14 protein-coding genes are annotated in these 18,789 nt (G+C 69.4%); all 14 read left to right on the top strand.

Annotation, left to right across the window (positions count from 1 at the left end):
* Positions 1-18 precede the first annotated feature (18 nt).
* Positions 19-744: a bifunctional nicotinamidase/pyrazinamidase gene (gene pncA / locus VBO01S_RS11145; RefSeq protein WP_062473971.1), complete on the top strand. Its 726-nt coding sequence runs from the start codon at positions 19-21 to the stop codon at positions 742-744.
* A gap of 70 nt (positions 745-814) precedes the next feature.
* Entirely contained in the window at positions 815-1,975 is a 1,161-nt protein-coding gene (locus tag VBO01S_RS11140; RefSeq protein WP_174543644.1) for an ABC transporter substrate-binding protein, read from the top strand.
* Positions 1,953-2,465 carry a (2Fe-2S)-binding protein gene (locus VBO01S_RS11135; protein ID WP_082818089.1) on the top strand — a complete coding sequence of 171 codons (513 nt, stop codon included), beginning with the start codon at positions 1,953-1,955 and terminating at the stop codon, positions 2,463-2,465. The genes VBO01S_RS11140 and VBO01S_RS11135 overlap by 23 nt, the downstream gene beginning before the upstream one ends.
* Complete coding sequence (locus VBO01S_RS11130; protein ID WP_062473970.1) at positions 2,462-6,193, top strand: molybdopterin cofactor-binding domain-containing protein; 3,732 nt, start codon at positions 2,462-2,464, stop codon at positions 6,191-6,193. Before VBO01S_RS11135 ends, VBO01S_RS11130 begins: the two co-directional genes overlap by 4 nt.
* A 65-nt stretch (positions 6,194-6,258) precedes the next feature.
* On the top strand, positions 6,259-7,446 hold the full coding sequence (locus VBO01S_RS11125) for a fumarylacetoacetate hydrolase family protein (RefSeq protein WP_062473969.1): 1,188 nt from the start codon (positions 6,259-6,261) through the stop codon (positions 7,444-7,446).
* Between the two features lie 140 nt (positions 7,447-7,586).
* Complete coding sequence (gene tssA, locus VBO01S_RS11120) at positions 7,587-8,672, top strand: type VI secretion system protein TssA (protein ID WP_062473968.1); 1,086 nt, start codon at positions 7,587-7,589, stop codon at positions 8,670-8,672.
* An 85-nt stretch (positions 8,673-8,757) separates the two neighbouring features.
* Entirely contained in the window at positions 8,758-9,327 is a 570-nt protein-coding gene (gene tssB / locus VBO01S_RS11115) for a type VI secretion system contractile sheath small subunit (protein ID WP_062473966.1), read from the top strand.
* Entirely contained in the window at positions 9,324-10,832 is a 1,509-nt protein-coding gene (gene tssC, locus VBO01S_RS11110; RefSeq protein ID WP_056583649.1) for a type VI secretion system contractile sheath large subunit, read from the top strand. The genes tssB and tssC overlap by 4 nt, the downstream gene beginning before the upstream one ends.
* 51 nt (positions 10,833-10,883) lie before the next feature.
* Complete coding sequence (locus tag VBO01S_RS11105; protein ID WP_062473964.1) at positions 10,884-11,366, top strand: Hcp family type VI secretion system effector; 483 nt, start codon at positions 10,884-10,886, stop codon at positions 11,364-11,366.
* Positions 11,367-11,506: 140 nt separating this feature from the next.
* Positions 11,507-12,382, top strand: a complete 876-nt coding sequence (locus tag VBO01S_RS11100; protein WP_062473962.1) for a type VI secretion system accessory protein TagJ — start codon at positions 11,507-11,509, stop codon at positions 12,380-12,382.
* Positions 12,379-12,924: a type VI secretion system baseplate subunit TssE gene (gene tssE, locus VBO01S_RS11095; RefSeq protein ID WP_062473960.1), complete on the top strand. Its 546-nt coding sequence runs from the start codon at positions 12,379-12,381 to the stop codon at positions 12,922-12,924. Before VBO01S_RS11100 ends, tssE begins: the two co-directional genes overlap by 4 nt.
* Positions 12,925-13,051: 127 nt before the next feature.
* Positions 13,052-14,923, top strand: a complete 1,872-nt coding sequence (tssF, locus tag VBO01S_RS11090) for a type VI secretion system baseplate subunit TssF (protein ID WP_062473958.1) — start codon at positions 13,052-13,054, stop codon at positions 14,921-14,923.
* The gene (gene tssG, locus VBO01S_RS11085) at positions 14,920-16,080 is read left to right on the top strand and encodes a type VI secretion system baseplate subunit TssG (RefSeq protein WP_174543641.1); all 1,161 of its coding nucleotides are present in this window, start codon (positions 14,920-14,922) and stop codon (positions 16,078-16,080) included. Before tssF ends, tssG begins: the two co-directional genes overlap by 4 nt.
* Positions 16,077-18,782: a type VI secretion system ATPase TssH gene (tssH, locus tag VBO01S_RS11080; RefSeq protein WP_062473956.1), complete on the top strand. Its 2,706-nt coding sequence runs from the start codon at positions 16,077-16,079 to the stop codon at positions 18,780-18,782. Before tssG ends, tssH begins: the two co-directional genes overlap by 4 nt.
* Positions 18,783-18,789: the final 7 nt, after the last annotated feature.

Genomic DNA, 18,789 nt, shown 5'->3' with positions numbered 1-18,789 from the left:
ACCACCGGAGTCCACACCATGCATCGCAGAACCGTCTTGAAGTCCGCCGCTGCCCTGGGGCTCGCCGGCAGCCTCGGCAGTTTCGGCCTCTCCGCTTTCGCGGCCGGCAAGATCAAGCCCGGTGGCAAGGCCGCACTGATCGTGGTCGATGTGCAGAACTGCTTCCTCGACGGCGGCACGCTCGCGGTGAAGGGTGGCAACGAAGTGATCCCGGTCATCAACGCGCTGGCGCCCGCGTTCCAGAACATCGTCGTCACGCAGGACTGGCACACGGCGGGCCATGCCTCCTTCGCCAGCACCTACAGCGGAAAGAAGCCCTTCGAGACCACCAAGCTCAATTACGGCACGCAGGTGCTGTGGCCCGACCACTGCGTGCAGGGCACCGAAGATGCCGCGCTCGGCAAGGAGCTGAAGGTGCCGACCGCGCAGCTCATCATCCGCAAGGGCTTCCACAAGGACATGGACAGCTACTCCGCCTTCGAGGAGGCCGACCACAAGACGGCCACCGGCCTGGCCGGCTACCTCAAGGCGCGCGGCATCAAGACCGTGTTCGTCACGGGCCTGGCCACCGACTTCTGCGTGGCCTGGACCGCGATGGACGCGCGCAAGGCCGGCTTCGAGGCCTACGTGATCGAAGACGCCACGCGCGGCATCGACCTCAACGGCTCGCTGGCCGCCGCCTGGAAACAGATGACGGCCAAGGGCGTCAAGCGCATCCAGTCCGGCGACATCCAGGCCGGCTGACGACGACGAAGTCCGCGGCGCCGCCGCGGCAACACCCCTCCGACGACAACAACAAAGAGACAGACGACGCATGAAGCTTTCGATTTCAAGGCGCACCCTGGTGGCGGGCGGCGCGGCCCTGGCGCTCGGCCCCGGCCTGCTGCGGCCGGCGCGCGCGGACAACGGCGTGAGCGACACGGCGATCCGCATCGGCCAGTCGGCCGTGTTCAGCGGCCCGGCGAAAGACTTCGGCGTCGACTACCGCGCGGGCATCCAGCTGTACTTCGACCGCGTCAACAAGTCGGGCGGCATCCACGGCCGCAGGATCGAACTCGTCACCTACGACGACGCCTACGAGCCCGCGAAGACGGCCGTCAACACGGCCAAGCTGATCGACGAGGACAAGGTCTTCGCGCTCACCGGCTACGTCGCCACGGGCAACCTCGCGGCCGCGATGCCGCTGGCCGAGAAGGCCGGCGTGCCGATGTTCGCGCCGCTGGTGGGCACCACGTCGTTCCGCACCAAGACCAACCGCTACCTGTTCCACGTGCGCGCGGGCTACGACCTGGAGCTGCGCAAGATCATCAGCCACCTCTCGACGCTGGGCATCCAGTCGATCGCCGTGGTCTACCAGGACAGCGCCTTCGGCAAGTCGAACCTCGCCACCTGCGAGCAGCTGGCCGCCGAGTACAAGGTGAAGGTGGTGCAGACGCTGCCCATGGCCATCGCGGCCGAAGACGCCAAGCAGGTGATCGGCGGGCTCGCCGAAGGCCGCCCCGGCGCCGTCGTGATGATCATGGCCGGTCGCATGACCGAGGTCTTCATCCGCGACTACCGCGCGAGCGGCGCGGCCGCGCCGCTGTACACGCTGTCGGTCGGCATCACCGACGCGGCGGGTTCCGCCAAGCGGCTCGAAGGCAAGCTCGCCGGGCTGGTCACGGCCAGCATCGTGCCGCCGCCCGGCGCGCAGCGCGTGCCCATCGTGGCCGACTACCAGCGCGACCGCGCCGAGTTCGGCCAGAAGATCGACAGCTACACCGCGCTCGAGGGCTACATTGTCGCGCGCGTGATGGCCGAGGGCCTGCGCCGCGCGGGCAAGGCGCTCACGCGCGACAGCTTCATCGCCGGGCTCGAGAGCATCGGCAGCACGCGCTTCGGCGACTTCCCCGTCGACTACAGCGCGAAGAACCACAACGGCTCGACCTTCGTGGACCTGGAGATGTACACCCGTGACGGCCAGTTGCGGCGCTGAGCCGCTGCACCTGCAGGTCAACGGCCGGGCGCACACGCTCGCCGGCGTGCCGCGCGAAGCCACGCTGCTGCACCTGCTGCGCAACGACCTCGGGCTCAACGGGCCCAAGTACGGCTGCGGACTCGGGCAGTGCGGCGCGTGCACGGTGCATGTCGACGGCGTGGCCGCGCGGTCCTGCGTGATTCCCGCGTACGGCGTGGCGGGGCGCAGCATCACCACCCTCGAAGGCCTGGGCATGCGCGGGCGCTGGCATCCGGTGCAGGCCGCCTTCGAAGACGCGCAGGCCGCGCAGTGCGGCTACTGCCTCAACGGCATGGTCATGCAGGTGGCGGCACTGCTCACGCGTGATCCGCACGCGAGCGAGGCGCGCATCCGCAGCGAGCTGTCGGGCAACCTGTGCCGCTGCGGTACGCACATCGAGATCCTCGACGCCGTGCAGCGCGCCGCCGTGCGCCTGCGTGCGGCCCCGCCGGACGCCCCCGCCGCATGACGCGCCGCGCCGACCTGCCGCAGACCCGCGCGGAGTTCCTCGCCGCCGACGGCGTGCTGCTGGTGGTGCGCGAGGCACCGCCCCCGCCGCCGCCCGCCAAGGGCCAGCCCGCCTTCATCGCCAGCCACCCCAGCGAAGGCGACGAGGTGCTGCTCGCGCTGTGGGACGACGGCAGCGTCTCCGCGCTCAACGGCCACGTCGACCTGGGCACCGGCATCCAGACCGCACTCGCGCAGATCGTGGCCGAGGAGCTCGACCTCGGCATGCCCTGCGTGCGCATGATGCTCGGCGACACCGCGCGCGCGCCCAACCAGGGCGCGACCATCGCGAGCGCGTCGATCCAGATCCACGCGCAGCCGCTGCGGCTGGCCGCGGCGCAGGCACGCGCCTGGCTGCTGGCGCGCGCGGCCGAACGGCTCGGCGTGGCCGTCGATGCGCTGCAGGTGCGCAACGGCGTGGTGCGCGTGGCCGAGGCGCCGGACCGTCACGTCAACTACGCGGACCTCGTGGCGCACCAGCGCACGGTGCTGCGGCTGGACCTCGACGCCACCCCCAAGAACCCGGCCGACTACCGCCTCGTCGGCACGCGCCAGGCGCGCGTCGACATCCCGGCCAAGCTCGCGGGCGACCTCGTGTTCGTGCACGACATGCGCGTGCCCGGCATGCTGCACGGCCGCGTGGTGCGCCCGCCGTACGCGGGCGCGGACCACGGCGAGTTCATCGGCAACACGCTCGAAGCGGTCGACGAAGCATCGATCGCGCACATCCCCGGCATCCGCGCCGTGGTCGTGGTGCGCGACTTCGTCGGCATCGTCGCCGAGCGCGAGGAGCACGCCGAGCAGGCGATGCGCGAGCTGCGCGTGACCTGGAAGCCCTGGCCCGGCATGCCCGACCTGCGCGACGTGGCGCAGGCCCTGCGCGACAACCCCTCGACGCAGCGCCTGCTGGTCGACGAAGGCGACGTCGACGGCGCCATGGCCGCCGCGGCGCAGCCGATGCAGCGCACCTACGTGTGGCCCTACCAGATGCATGCGTCCATCGGCCCGTCGTGCGCGCTGGCCGAGTGGCAACCGGCCGACGGCAGCGGCATGCAGCTGCGCTGCTGGGCCGGCTCGCAGAACCCGCACGTGCTGCGCGCCGATCTCGCCAAGCTCATGGGCGTGGACGACGTGCAGGTCGATGTGGTGCGCATGGAGGCCGCGGGCTGCTACGGCCGCAACGGCGCCGACGACGTGGCGGCCGATGCCGCGCTGCTCGCGCGTGCCGTGGGTGCGCCGGTGCGCGTGCAGCTCTCGCGCGAGCAGGAGCATGCGTGGGAGCCCAAGGGCGCCGCGCAGCTCATGGAGATCGACGGCGGGCTCATGGCCGACGGCCGCGTGGCCGCCTACGACTTCGAAACCTCGTACCCCTCGAACGGCGCGCCCACGCTGGCGCTGCTGCTCACGCGCACGGTCGAGCCCGTGGCGCAGGCCTACGAGATGGGCGATCGCACCGCGCGCCCACCCTACACCTACGACAACCTGCGCGTGAAGGTCAACGACATGGCGCCGATCGTGCGCGCCTCGTGGCTGCGCGGCGTGTCGGCGCTGCCGAGTTCGTTCGCGCACGAGTCGTACATCGACGAGCTGGCCACGGCCGCCGGCGTCGACCCCGTGCAGTTCCGCCTGCGGCACCTGGACGATCCGCGCGCGGTCGAGCTCGTGCAGGCCACCGCGCAGAAGGCCGGCTGGCGCATGCGCACCGGGCCGCAGGAGAACGCCGACGGCGGGCTCGGCGAAGGCGGCGACATCCTCTTCGGCCAGGGCTTTGCGTACGCGCGCTACATCCACAGCAAGTGGCCGGGCTTCGGCGCCGCATGGGCCGCGTGGGTGGCCGACGTCGAGGTCAACCAGAAGACCGGCGAGGTGCATGTGCGCCGCGTGGTGGTGGGGCACGACGCGGGGCTGCTGGTCAACCCGGCGGGCGTCGAGCACCAGGTGCACGGCAACGTGATCCAGACCACGAGCCGCGCGCTCAAGGAGCAGGTGCAGTTCGCGCCGCAGCAGGGCGCCGCAACGGGCGGTGCGCAGTTGCCGGGCGTGCTGCCTTCGGGCGTGGTCGCGAGCCGCGAGTGGGGCAGCTACCCGATCCTCAATTTCCGCGACGTGCCGGTGATCGAGGTGATGCACATGCCGCGTCCCGGCGAGTCGTCGCTGGGCGCGGGCGAGTCGTCGTCGGTGCCGGGCACGGCGGCGATCGCGAATGCGATCTTCGATGCGACGGGCGTGCGCTTCCGCTCGCCGCCGTTCACGCCGGAGACGGTGCTGGCGGAACTGAACCGGGGTTCGCTGCCACCGCCTCCGGGCCAGGGCGATGGCCACGCGAAGGGCGATGCCGCCGGACCCTCTTCCTCAGCTGCCTCGAGCGCAGGCGTGAGCAACGCCCTGTGGCCGCGTCGCAAGGGCCTGTGGGCCACCGGCGCCGCGCTCTTCATCGGCGGCCTCGGCGTCATCGCCGGCCTGCTCGGCTGGCGCTCCGCCATCGCGCCCGTGTCGCTCACCGCACCGGTCTACAGCGAGTCCACCATCGAACGCGGCCGCGTGCTCGCCGCACTCGGCGATTGCGCCGTGTGCCACACCGCGCCGGGCGGCGCACCCAATGCCGGTGGCCGCGCGATGGACACGCCCTTCGGCACGCTCTACACCACCAACCTCACGCCCGACGCCGAGACGGGCCTGGGCCGCTGGTCCTTCAGCGCCTTCCAGCGCGCGATGCGCGAAGGCGTCTCGCGCGACGGCCACCACCTGTACCCCGCGTTCCCCTACACCGCCTTCGCGAAGACCAGCGACGACGACCTGCAGGCGCTCTATGCGTACTTCATGTCGATGCCGGCGGTGCGTGCACCAACGCCCAAGTCCGAACTGAAGTTCCCGTTCAACCTGCGCCCGCTGATGGCCGGCTGGAACGCGCTGTTCCACGACCCCGCGCCGCTTCCGCCCGTGCCCACGCAGAGCGCCGAATGGAACCGCGGCGCCTACCTCGTCAACGGCCTGGGCCACTGCGGCGCCTGCCATACGCCGCGCAACGCGCTCGGCGCGGAGCAGGGCGGCGGCGCGTTCCTCTCGGGCGCGATGGTCGATGGCTGGGAAGCGCCCGCGCTCACGCAGCTGTCGAAGGCCGCCGTGCCGTGGGACACCGACGCGCTGTACCGCTACCTGCGCAACGGCCACTCGCCGCGCCACGGCATCGCGGGCGGGCCGATGGCCGAGGTGGTGCGCGAGCTTGCGCAGGTGCCCGACGCCGACGTGCGCGCAATGGCCGTCTACCTCGGCGCGTTCAACCCCGCGCCGGTCGCGCAACCGCAAGCGCTCGCGCAACAGGCCATCGACAACGCCGCGCGCACGCAGGGCCAGTTGCTCGGCCCCGCGCAGCGTATGTTCGACAGCGCGTGTGCGTCGTGCCACCACGACGGCGACGGCCCCACGCTGCTGGGCGTGAACACGCCGCTCGCACTCAACAGCAGCCTCACGAGCACACGGCCCGACAACCTGCTGCGCACCATCCTCGATGGCGTGCGCGCGCCCGCGCACCGCGACATCGGCTTCATGCCCGCGTTCCGCGAGGCGCTCGACGACCGCCAGATCGCCGACCTCGCCGGCTACATGCGCGCACGTTTCGCACCACAGGAAGCGCCGTGGCCGAACCTGCCCGCCGAGGTGGCGCGCGTGCGGGCCACGCCAGGCCACTGACACACAGCGGTTCCCGGGGCGCGGCTACGATGGCGCGCAGACCTTATTCACGGAGACACCCCACTATGCCTTTGGACCTTTCGACCGCTTCCAGCCTGCCCCGCGACGCCGAGCGCGCCACCCTTGTCGGCCGTCTCTGGCAGCCCGGCGTGGGCCCGGTGCTGGTGGCCGTGCAAGGCGATGGCCTGCACGATCTGTCGACGCTCGCGCCCACGATGAGCGACCTGCTCGAACGCCAGGGCTCGCCGGCCGAGGCCGTGCGCGCTGCACTGCAGAGTGGCACCGCGCCACGCATCGCCGCACTCGATGCCGTGCTCGCCAACAGCGACGAAAGCACGCGCGACAGCCACCAGGCCTGGCTGCTCGCCCCCTGCGACCTGCAGGTCGTGAAGGCCAGCGGCGTGACCTTCGTCGCGAGCCTGCTCGAACGCGTGATCGAAGAACAGGCGCGCGGCGATGCCTCGCGCGCCGAGGCCACGCGCGCGGCCATCGGCGACGTGCTCGGCGACAACCTCGCCGACATCGTGCCGGGCTCGCCCGAAGCCATGAAGGTGAAGGACGTGCTCATCGCGCAAGGCATGTGGTCGCAGTACCTCGAAGTGGGCATCGGCCCCGATGCCGAGGTCTTCACCAAGGCACCGGTGCTCGCGGCCGTGGGCACGGGCGCCGACGTGGGCATCCACGCGGACTCGGCCTGGAACAACCCCGAGCCCGAGGTCGTGCTCGCAGTGAACAGCCGCGGCGAGGTGCTCGGCGCCGCGCTCGGCAACGACGTCAACCTGCGCGACTTCGAAGGCCGCAGCGCACTGCTGCTGGGCAAGGCCAAGGACAACAACGCCTCGTGCGCCATCGGGCCGTTCATCCGTCTGTTCGATGCGCACTTCGGCATCGCCGATGTGCGGCGCATCACGGTCGCGTTGAACGTGACGGGGCCCGAGGGCTTCACGCTCGAAGGTTCGAGCTCGCTCGCGAAGATCAGCCGCGATCCACTCGACCTCGTGGCGCAGACACTCAACCGCCACCACGCCTACCCAGACGGTTTCATGTTGTTTCTGGGAACGATGTTCGCGCCGACACAAGACCGTCACGGACCGGGGCAAGGATTCACGCATGTCGTGGGCGACCATGTGCGCATCGCGGCCCCTGAATTGGGTGCGTTGAACAACCGCGTGGTGCATGCAGACCAGGCGCCGCGGTGGTCTTTCGGCCTCGGTGCGTTGATGCGCAACCTCGCGTCGCGTCGGCTGCTGTAGCCCGTACTTCTGCACTTTAAAAGCAGATGTACTCCTTTGGAATTCAGAGGCTGCACTTTGCATTCTGTTGCGGTTGACCATGCCTCTTCTTACCCTCAAGATGACTACCATCGCGAGTGGATAAATCAAGGGAGTCGTGGTTGCTGCCGAATGAGATCGATCTGTTGCAGACGCCCGTCGAGGGCCCGCTTCCCTGTGGTGAAGATCTGGAATACGACGCCGATTTCATGGCGCTCCAACAGGCGGCCACGGGCAAGCGCGAGCAGCAGTTCGGCGACACCATCATTCCCGCCGAGCCGCCCGACTGGGCGCGCGTAGACCGCATCGCACGACAGCTGTGCCTGCGCACGCGCGACCTGCGCGTGCTGGTGCCGCTCACGCTCGCATGGACCGAAAGCCGCGGCTTGCCCGGCTACGTCGACGGGCTGCGCCAGGTCGATGCGGTGCTGCAGACTTTCTGGAACGACGTGCATCCGCGCGTCGTCGATGGCACGAACGAAGACCCGCTGCCGCGCATGAATGCGCTGGCCGCACTGGCCGAAGCCGAAGGGCTCGGACGCAGCGTGCGCGATGCGCGGCTGCTCGAAGACGGCGGCACGGCGATGAGCCTGCGGCAGGTCGAGGCGCTGCTCGATTCGAGCAAGAGCGACCAGGTGGACTACCCCGGCGGCGTCGGCCGCCTGCGCGAGGCCGCACGCCGCGCACACGACAAGGCGGCGGCGCCGGTCGTGGCCCTGCGTGAGGCTTTGGCACTCCTGCAGCGCATCCGCGAGACCTGCGAGCGTGCGCTGGGTCAGAGTTGGGCGCCCGATTTTTCAAGACTCGAACGGTCGCTGCGCACCGTGGGCCAGTTGCTGCCGGAGCAGCCGCACAGCGAAGTGCCGCAGGCGTCGGCAACGGGCCGTGCAGAAGACACAAGCGGTGCGGCGCAGGTGCACGCACCCGCAGCGCACGTTGCAGCGGCCACGCAGGCTGCGGTGCGTCCGCTGCGTATTCAAGAGATTGAAATATCGGCTCGTGAAGATGTGCAAGTGTTGTTGGAAAAAGCATGCGAGTTCCTGGAACGAACGGAACCGAGCCATCCGGCACCCATGCTGATCCGCAGGGCCCAGCGGCTGATGGACCTCAACTTCTTCCAGATCATCGAAGAGCTCGTGCCCGAGGGATTGCAAAAGATAGAAAGCCTTGCCGGCCGCCCGTTGAACGGCGACGCCGCATTGCCCTAGCGGCCGTTGCTGCCGGCGAGCAGGAACAACGCGCCGGCACCGGTCGACCGGTACGACCCATGCATTCAGTTTCAAGAGGACGCTTATGGCAGACAACCGTGTCAGGAACAGTGGTCAGAAGTTCATCGCGCGCAACCGGGCGCCGCGCGTGCAGATCGAGTACGACGTCGAGATCTACGGCAGCGAACGCAAGATCCAGCTGCCCTTCGTGATGGGCGTCATCGCCGACCTCGCAGGCAAGCAGACCGACCCCATGCCCGACCTCGCGGAGCGCGAGTTCATGGCGGTGGACATCGACAACTTCGACGAGCGCATGAAGTCCATCAAGCCGCGCGTCGCGTTCCAGGTGCCCAACACGCTCACCGGCGAAGGCCAGATGAACGTGGACATCACCTTCGACAGCATGGACGACTTCTCGCCCGCGCGCATTGCGCGCCAGGTCGATGCGCTGCAGCAGTTGCTCGAGGCGCGCACCGAGCTGTCGAACCTGCTCTCGTACATGGACGGCAAGAACGGCGCCGAGCAACTCATCGCGCAGGCGCTGCAGAACCCGGCGCTGCTCAAGTCGCTGGCGTCCGCGCCCAACCCCGCGGTCGCGCAGGCGGCCGCCGATGCTGCAGCAGCCAAGCAAGCCGACGACAGGACCGCACCATGAGCACCGCATCCCAGCAAGGCGCACGCGCCCGCACCGCCACCGTCGAAGCGCTCGAGCCCAACGAGTTCTCCGACCTCCTGCAGCGCGAGTTCAAGCCCAAGACCGAGCAGGCGCGCGAGGCGGTGGAGAACGCCGTCAAGACGCTGGCCGTGCAGGCGCTCGAGAACACCGTCACCATCTCGAACGACGCCTACCGCAGCGTGCAGGCCATCATCACGGAGATCGACCGCAAGCTGTCGGAGCAGATCAACCAGATCCTGCACCACGAAGACTTCCAGCAGCTCGAAGGTGCATGGCGCGGCCTGCACTACCTCGTGAACAACACCGAGACCGACGAGCAGCTGAAGATCCGCGTCATGTGCGCATCGAAGCGCGAAGTGGCGCGCTCGCTCAAGCGCCACAAGGGCATCGGCTGGGACCAGAGCCCGATGTTCAAGAAGATCTACGAGGCCGAGTACGGCCAGTTCGGCGGCGAGCCCTTCGGCGCGCTGATCGGCGACTTCCACTTCGACCACAGCCCGCCCGACGTCGAGATGCTCGGCGAGATGGCCAAGATCGCCGCCGCCGCGCACTGCCCCTTCATCGCCGGCGCCTCGCCCACCGTGATGCAGATGGACTCGTGGCAGGAGCTGTCGAACCCGCGCGACCTGACCAAGATCTTCCAGAACACCGAGCACACCGCGTGGCGCTCGCTGCGCGATTCGGAAGACGCGCGCTACATCGGCCTGGCCATGCCGCGCTTCCTGGCGCGCCTGCCGTATGGCGCGCGCACCAATCCGGTCGACGAGTTCGAGTTCGAGGAAGAAACCGATTCGGCGCTGCACACGCGCTACACCTGGGCCAACTCGGCCTATGCGATGGGCGTGAACATCAACCGTTCGTTCAAGCAGTTCGGCTGGTGCACCTCGATCCGCGGCGTGGAGTCGGGCGGCGCGGTCGAGAACCTGCCCACGCACACCTTCCCGACCGACGACGGCGGCGTGGACATGAAGTGCCCGACCGAGATCGCCATCAGCGATCGGCGCGAGGCCGAGCTCGCCAAGAACGGCTTCATGCCGCTGGTGCACCGCAAGAACTCCGACTTCGCGGCCTTCATCGGCGCGCAGTCGCTGCAGCAGCCGGCCGAGTACTACGACGCCGACGCCACGGCCAACGCCAACCTGGCGGCGCGCCTGCCGTACCTGTTCGCCTGCTGCCGTTTCGCGCACTACCTGAAGTGCATCGTGCGCGACAAGATCGGTTCGTTCCGCGAGCGCGAGGACATGGAGCGCTGGCTCAACGACTGGATCATGAACTACGTCGACGGCAGCCCCGGCACCTCGTCGCAGGACACGAAGGCGATGAAGCCGCTGGCGGCGGCCGAAGTCCAGGTGGAAGCCATCGAGGACAACCCCGGCTACTACGCCGCCAAGTTTTTTCTCCGGCCGCACTACCAGCTCGAGGGGCTGACGGTGTCGTTGCGGCTGGTTTCGAAGTTGCCGTCCAACAAGAAGGACAGCAGCTAATTCCACTGTCCCGCTACCGGGCAATTCATCGATAACTTTTGGGGGTCAATCATGGCAGTAGACATGTTCATGCGCGTCGAGGGTGCAAACGGTGAGTCCAAGGACTCCAACCACAAGGACTGGACCGACATCAAGTCGTTTGCATGGGGAGCGACGCAGCCTGGCAACATGGTCAGCGGCGGTGGCGGCGGCGTGGGCAAGGCCAGCTTCAACGACCTGCAGGTGCTCGCGCGCATCGACAAGGCGGCGCCTTCGGTGCTGAAGAACTGCGCGAGCGGCAAGCACCTGAGCAAGGTCGAAGTGGCCGTGTGCAAGGCCGGCGGCTCGCAGATCGAATACACGCGCGTCACGCTCGAAGAGGTGCTCGTCACCTCGGTGCAGTACACGGCCGAGCAGGGCGGCGATGCGGTGCTCGTGCAGTACGCCTTCCAGGCCGCGAAGGTGAAACAGCAGTACTGGGAACAGACCGACAAGGGCGGCAAGGGCGCCGAGACGGTGCTGGGCTGGAACATCAAGGAAAACAAGGAAGCCTGATTTCCTTGTTGCGCGGCGGGGCCGTGGCCTTCAGGGCCACGCAGCCCCCGCCGGCGGTCCACAGCCGTTTGTCTGTCTCCTGCGGCGCCCCTTCGCGGCGCGCCGCCTTTCACCTTTCAGCCAGTCAACGGGGAAGTTTCATGGGCGATGGGTTTGCAGTGCTGGGCGAGCGCTCCGTGGCCGAGCACACCGAATGGGTACAGCGGCAGATCCGCGCCAGTCCCCAGAATGCCGGCCTGCGCCTTGCCCTGTGCCACTTCCTCGCGCTGCGCGGCGAATGGCAGCGGGCCGAAGACCAGCTCAAGCTCGCGACCAAGCTCGACCCCACGTTCACGCCGGCCAGCGTCACCTGCGCGATGGCGTTGCGCGGCGAGCGCGAGCGCACCGACTTCTGGGCCGGCGGCGGACGCACGCCGGCCATCGTCTCGGGCAATGCCGACTGGGTCGAGCAGCTGCTCGGCGCCGCCGTGTTGCCCGCCGAACGTGCCGACGAGGCCGCGGCACTGCGCGAAGCCGCGCGTGACGCGGCGCCCGCGCTGCAGGGCACGCTGACCACCGTCGACCGCTCCGATGCGCGCGCCGTGCAGGCGCTCGACGGCGAGCCCGCGGCACACAGCGACTTTGCCTGGCTGTGCGACGGCGACGCGCGCATCGGCGCTGTGCTCGAACTGTTCACGCCCTCGGGCTATGCATGGCTGCCGTTGCCGGCGGTGCGCCGCATCAAGTTCTCGCGCCCGCAGCACCTGGTCGACCTGCTGTGGGCGCCGGCCGAGATCGAGCTGCACGACGGGCGCGGCCTCAACGGCCTCGTGCCGGTGCGCTACCCGGGCGCGCTCGACAGCCTCGACGACGAGACCGCGCTGGGCCGCCGCACCGACTGGCAACCGCTCGCGGGCGACGACCAGTTCGCGGGCATCGGCCAGCGCACGCTGATCAGCGAGGCCGGCGACCACTCGCTGCTCGACCTGCGGCGCATCGAGTTCGAAGCCGCAGTGGCGGAAGGCGCGGCCCCATGACACCCGCCGTCACCACCGACATCGACGGCGACGCCCAGGAAAGCGTCGCGCGCGACCGCCTGCAGCCGGTGCTGCTCGACCGCCTCACCGACAAGGCGCCGCAGAACGGCCAGGAGCGCGCGGGCGCCTTCCTCATGAGCGGCAAGCTGCTGCGCGACTCGGTGCTGCGCGACCTGCAGTGGCTGCTCAACACCACCAACTTCGGCGCCGACCACCGCATCAACGGCATGCCGCGCGCACGCGGCTCGGTGGTGAACTACGGCGTGCGCGGCTGGGCCGGCGGGCGCATGTCGGAGGTCGACTTCGCCGACGTGGAGGCGGCCATCCGCGCGGCCATCATCGACTTCGAGCCGCGCATCATGAAGGACAGCATCGACGTGCGCTGCGTGACCGATGCGACCGACCTGGAGCACCACAACCTGCTCGCACTGGAGATTCGCGGCACGCTGTGGTCGGTGCCGTACCCGATCGAGTTCATCCTGCGTTCGGAGCTGGACCTGGAAAGCGGGCACATGGTGCTGCGACCGACAGGAGGGCTGTGATGCGACTGCATGGGTCCTCTTTTCAAGGAACACCGTGGAACCGGCTTTGCCGGGCCACTGGTGTTGCCCCCGGTGAGGGGGTAGGAGTAGCGACACGAAGTGCGCGAAGCCTGGGGGAGAGCCACTGATGGACGCCAAGCTCCTCGACTACTACAACCGCGAACTCACCTACATGCACGAGCTCGGGGCCGAGTTCGCGCAGCGCTACCCCAAGATCGCGGGCCGCCTGGGCATGCGCGGCATCGAGGTCAGCGACCCGTACGTGGAGCGCCTGCTCGAAGGCTTCAGCTTTCTCACGGCGCGCATCCAGCTCAAGATGGACGCGGAGTTTCCGCGCTTCTCGCAGCGCCTGCTCGAGGTGGTGTACCCCAACTTCCTCGCGCCGCTGCCCGCGATGGCCGTGGTGCAGATCGACGGCAACCTCAACGAGGGCTCGCTGAAGGCGGGCTACGAGCTGCCGCGCCACACGCTGTTGCGTGGCCGCATGATCAAGGGCGAGCAGACGGCCTGCGAGTTCCGCACGGGCCACGCCGTCACGCTGTGGCCCATCAAGATTGCCGAGGCGAGCCTCGGCCCGGTGCCGGCCGAGATCGCGCATGCGCTGCCGATGGCGGCGCGCCAGGCCAAGAGCGCGATCACCATCAAGCTCGAGGCCGTGGGCGGCGCGCGCTTTTCGGAGATGCCGCTCGATCGGCTCGAGTTCTTTCTCTCGGGCGCGGAGCTGCACGCGCTGCGCGTGCTCGAACTGGTCGCTCACCACAGCGTGGCCACCGTGTGCCGCGCCGGCCCCGGCAGCACGGCGCGCATCGTGCCGCTGGGCGACGAGGCGATCCGCCACGAGGGCTTCGACCCCGAGCAGTCGCTGCTGCCCTACGACGCGCGCTCGTTCCAGGGCTACCGCCTGCTGCACGAGTACTTCGCCTTTCCCGAGCGCTACCTCTTCTTCAGCGTGAAGCACCTGCGCGCGGCGGCCTCGGCCATCGGCGGCACCACGATGGAGATCGTGATCCTGCTCGATCGCGCCGACGCCGACCTGGAGCGGCTGGTCGATGCCAGGCACTTCTCGCTGTTCTGCACCCCCATCATCAACCTCGTGCCGCGCCGCAGCGACCGCATCCCGGTCGGGCCGGGCCAGCATGAGCACCATGCGGTGATCGACCGCACGCGCCCGCGCGACTTCGAGATCTTCACCGTCGAGCGCGTCACGGGCCACATGGCCAACGGCTCCGAAGAGCGCGAGTTCCGGCCCTTCCTCGGTTCGTTCGCGTCCGACGACGGGGACTTCGGCGCCTACTTCTCGCTGCGCCGCGAGCCGCGCCTGGTGTCCGACCGTGCACGCGCGCAGGGCACGCGCACCAGCTACACCGGCAGCGAGGTGTACGTGTCGCTGGTCGACCAGCACGACGCGCCGTTTCCGCACAGCCTGCGCCACATCACCATCGACGCGCTGTGCACCAACCGCGACCTGCCGCTGCTGCTGCCCACCGGGCTCGAATCGGACTTCACGCTGCGCGTGTCGGCGCCGGTGCGCGGCGTGCGCATCCTGCGCGGGCCGTCGCGGCCGTACCCGGCGCTGGCCGAAGGCGCGCTCACCTGGCGCCTCATCAGCCACCTGGGCCTGAACTACCTGAGCCTGACCGACGTCGATGCCACGCAGGGCGCCGCCGCGCTGCGCGAGATGCTCGACCTGTACGGCAACCTCGCCGACCCGGCCGTGCGCCGGCAGATCCAGGGCGTGCGCTCGATGGCGCTGGCGCCCGTGTTCCGCCGCCTGCCCGAGCCGGGGCCGATCGTGTTCGGGCGCGGCGTGGAGATCGCGCTGCAGATCGACGAGGTCGCGTTCTCGGGCACGAGCCCGTACCTGTTCGGCGCCGTGCTGGAGCAGTTCTTCAGCCGGCACGTGTCGCTCAATGCCTTCACCGAGTTCGCGCTGTCCAGCCTGCAGCGCGGCGAAATCGCGCGCTGGACCCCGCGCGTGGGACGCCGCCCCACCGTATGAGCACGACCGGCCTCACCGACGACGCCATGCTGCAGGTGCTGCCGGCAGAGGCCGAGGCGCGCGACGAGGCGGCCGTCGATGCGCGCAGCCCAGTGCAAGCGAAGGCGAAAGCCCCGCCGCGCCGTGGCGTGCCCGAGGCCGACCCCGCGCTGTGGGCCCGGCTCGTCGAGCAGCCCTTCGAGCACGACCTGTTCATGCTGCTGCGCCGGCTCGACGCGCAGGGCGACCATCCGCTGCTGGGCCGTGCGCCGCGCCCGCGCGACGAGCCGCTGCGGCTGGGGCAGGAGCCCTCGATGGCCTTCGCGCCGTCGAACGTGTCGGGCGTCGAGGTCGACGAAGACGGCGCGCCGCGCATCTCGATCTACGGCTTCGGCCTGTTCGGCCCCAACGGCCCGCTCCCGCTGCACCTGACCGAGTACGCGCGCGAGCGCAAGCGCCACCACGCCGACAACACGCTCAGCGCCTTCGCCGACCTGTTCCATCACCGGCTGATCCTGCTGTTCTACCGCGCCTGGGCCGACGCGCAGTCGGTCAACAGCCTGGACCGCACCGACGGCCACCGCTTTGTCGACTACGTGGCCAGCCTCATGAACATGGGGCAGCCCGGCCTGAAGGCGCGCGACCGCATCGCCGACCATGCGCGCACGCACATGGCGGGGCACCTGGTGCGCCAGACGTGCAACCCCGAAGGGCTGATTCAGATTCTTCGCCTGTACTTCGACGTGCCCGTGCGCGTGGTCGAGTTCGTGAGCGACTGGGTGCACATCGACGAGCGCCAGGTCAGCCGCATCGGCCAGCTCGGGCGCAACCACCGGCTGGGCAGCGGCGCCACCATCGGCCTGGCGGTGCGCGATGCGCAGGGCAAGTTCAGGCTCGAACTCGGCCCGTTGTCGCAGCAGCAGTTCCGCGAGTTCCTGCCGGGCAGCCCGCGGCTGCAGCAGGTGGTCGACTGGGTGCGCCAGTACGTCGGCATCGAATTCGCCTGGGAGCTGCGGTTGGTGCTCAGCAAGCCCGAGGCGCGCGGCATGCGGCTGAGCAGCGACCAGCGCCTGGGCTGGGGCAGCTGGCTCGGCACCCGCCTGTCCGACACCGACGCCGGCGACATGGTGTTCCAGCCCGAGGCGCTCTTTTCCCGCAACGCACCGGCTTCCTCATGACCGACATCCGCCGCGTCTCTCTGTTCTCCAAGTTGAACCCGATGCTCTACAAGGCATTGGAGACCGCCACCGCCTTCGCCAAGCTGCGCGGCAATGCCTACGTCGAGCTCGTGCACTGGCTGCACCAGATCCTGCAGCTGCAGGACAGCGACCTGCTGCGCATCATCAAGCGCGCGGGGCTCAACCTCGACGCGGTCGAGCAGGACCTCGTGCGCGCGCTCGACCGCCTGCCGCACGGCGCCACGTCGATCAGCGACATCTCCGAGCATGTTGACCACGCCGTCGAGCGTGCGTGGGTCTATGCCAGCCTGCGCTTCGAAGCGACGTCGATCCGCGGCGCCTACCTGCTCGCGGGCATCGTGAAGACGCCGGGCCTGCGCCAGGTGCTCTCGGGCATCTCGCGCGAGTTCGACAAGCTCGTGCCCGATGTGCTGGTCGCGCAACTCGCCGCATGGACCGAAGGCTCGCCGGAAGACGACTACGACGCCGCGTCGGAGGCGGGCGGTGGTGCACCGGTGGCGCAGCACCAGGGCGACACGCCCGCCGCTGGCGGCTCGGCCCTGGCCAAGTACGCGAGCGACCTCACGGCCAAGGCGCGCGCCGGCGAGCTCGACCCCGTGTACGGCCGCGACGACGAGATCCGCCAGATCGTCGACATCCTCATGCGCCGGCGCCAGAACAACCCGCTGCTCACCGGCGAGGCCGGCGTCGGCAAGACGGCCGTGGTCGAAGGCCTGGCCTCGCGCCTGGCTGCGGGCGACGTGCCGCCGTCGCTGAAGGACGTGTCGCTGTGGGTGCTCGACCCCACGCTGCTGCAGGCCGGCGCGGGCGTGAAGGGCGAGTTCGAGCAGCGGCTGCGCCAGGTGATCGACGAGGTCGAGAAAAGCCCCAAGCCCATCGTGCTGTTCGTCGACGAAGTGCACACGCTGGTCGGCGCGGGCGGCACCGCCGGCACAGGCGACGCAGCCAACCTGCTCAAGCCCGCGCTCGCACGCGGCCGGTTGCGCACCATCGGCGCCACGACGTGGTCGGAGTACAAGAAGTACATCGAGAAAGACCCGGCACTCACGCGGCGCTTCCAGACCATCCAGGTGCACGAGCCCACCGAGCCCAAGGCCGTGGTCATGCTGCGCGGCATCTCGGCCGAACTGGAGAAGCACCACGGCGTGCTCATCCTCGATGCCGCGCTCGAAGCGGCCGTGAGCCTGTCGCACCGCTACATTCCCGCACGCCAGTTGCCCGACAAGGCCGTGAGCCTGCTCGACACCGCGTGCGCGCGCGTGGCGCTGAGCCAGCATGCCTTGCCTGCGGCGCTCGAAGATTTGAAGCGGCGCATCGAGGTGCTGGGCATCGAGTCCGGCATCGCGGGGCGCGAGGCGGCGATCGGGGTCGGCGAGCACCAGCGCGTCGAAGACATCGCGGCGCAGGTGGCTGCCGCGCAGGCTGAACTTGAACTGCTGGAGCAGCGGCGCGTGGAAGAGGCCGCGCTGGTCGAGCGCATCGTCGCGTTGCGCAAGCTGCTGTCGCCTGCGGCGGTGCCGGTGCAATCTGAAGCGGAAGATGACCGCGAAGAGAAACCGCCTACCGAGCCCGAGCGAACGCCCGAGGCCATCCGCGCCGAACTCAACGAAGCGCAAGACCAGCTCGTGCAATTGCAAGGCGAGACACCGCTCATCCTCGCGGCGGTGGATGCGCAGGCCGTCGCCACCGTGGTCGCCGACTGGACCGGCATCCCCATCGGCCGCATGGTGCGCGACGACGCGCAGTCGGTGCTGCGCCTGGGCGAGATCTTGTCGGCCCGCGTGGTCGCGCAGCCCGATGCGCTGGAGACCATTTCGCGGCGCATCCGCACCGCGCGTGCGCGGCTGGACAACCCCAACAAGCCCGTCGGCGTGTTCTTGCTGTGCGGCCCCTCGGGCGTGGGCAAGACCGAAACCGCGCTCGCGCTGTCGGAGGCGCTGTACGGTGGCGAGCAGAACCTCGTCACCATCAACATGAGCGAGTTCCAGGAGTCGCACACCGTCTCCACGCTCAAGGGCGCACCGCCCGGCTACGTGGGTTATGGCGAAGGCGGCGTGCTCACCGAGGCCGTGCGCCGCCGGCCCTACAGCGTGGTGCTGCTCGACGAGATCGAGAAGGCCCACCCCGACGTGCATGAGATCTTCTTCCAGGTCTTCGACAAGGGCTGGATGGAAGATGGCGAAGGCCGCCACATCGACTTCCGCAACACCGTGATCATCATGACGTCGAACGTCGGCACCGACCTCGTCATGCAGCTGTGCGAAGACCCGACGTTGCGCCCCGACCCCGAGCCGCTGGCGGCGGCACTGCGCGAGCCTCTGCTGAAGGTGTTCGCGCCCGCGCTGCTCGGGCGCCTGGTGGTCGTGCCCTACTACCCGCTGCAGGCCGACGCACTGCACCGGATCATTCGCCTGCAGCTGGACCGCATCGCGGCACGCCTGCAGGCCAACCACGGCATTGCATTGGCTTACAACGACAGCGCCGTCGCGCTTGTCGCGCGCCGCTGCACGGCCATAGAGTCGGGTGGCCGGATGATCGACGCGATCCTCACGCACACCATCCTGCCCCGGCTGAGCGAAGAAGTCATCGGCGCCACCGTCAGTGCGCGCAAGCTCGCCGGCGTGCAGCTGGGCGCAGCGGGCGACGACTTCCAGTACGAGTTTTCAGAACGCCCCGCGTAGACACAAG

The sequence above is a fragment of the Variovorax boronicumulans NBRC 103145 genome (genome assembly GCF_001591345.1).
Taxonomy (GTDB): domain Bacteria; phylum Pseudomonadota; class Gammaproteobacteria; order Burkholderiales; family Burkholderiaceae_C; genus Variovorax; species Variovorax boronicumulans.
The sequence above is the reverse complement of the archived record's forward strand: the minus strand, read 5'-3'. Positions and strand labels throughout refer to the sequence as shown.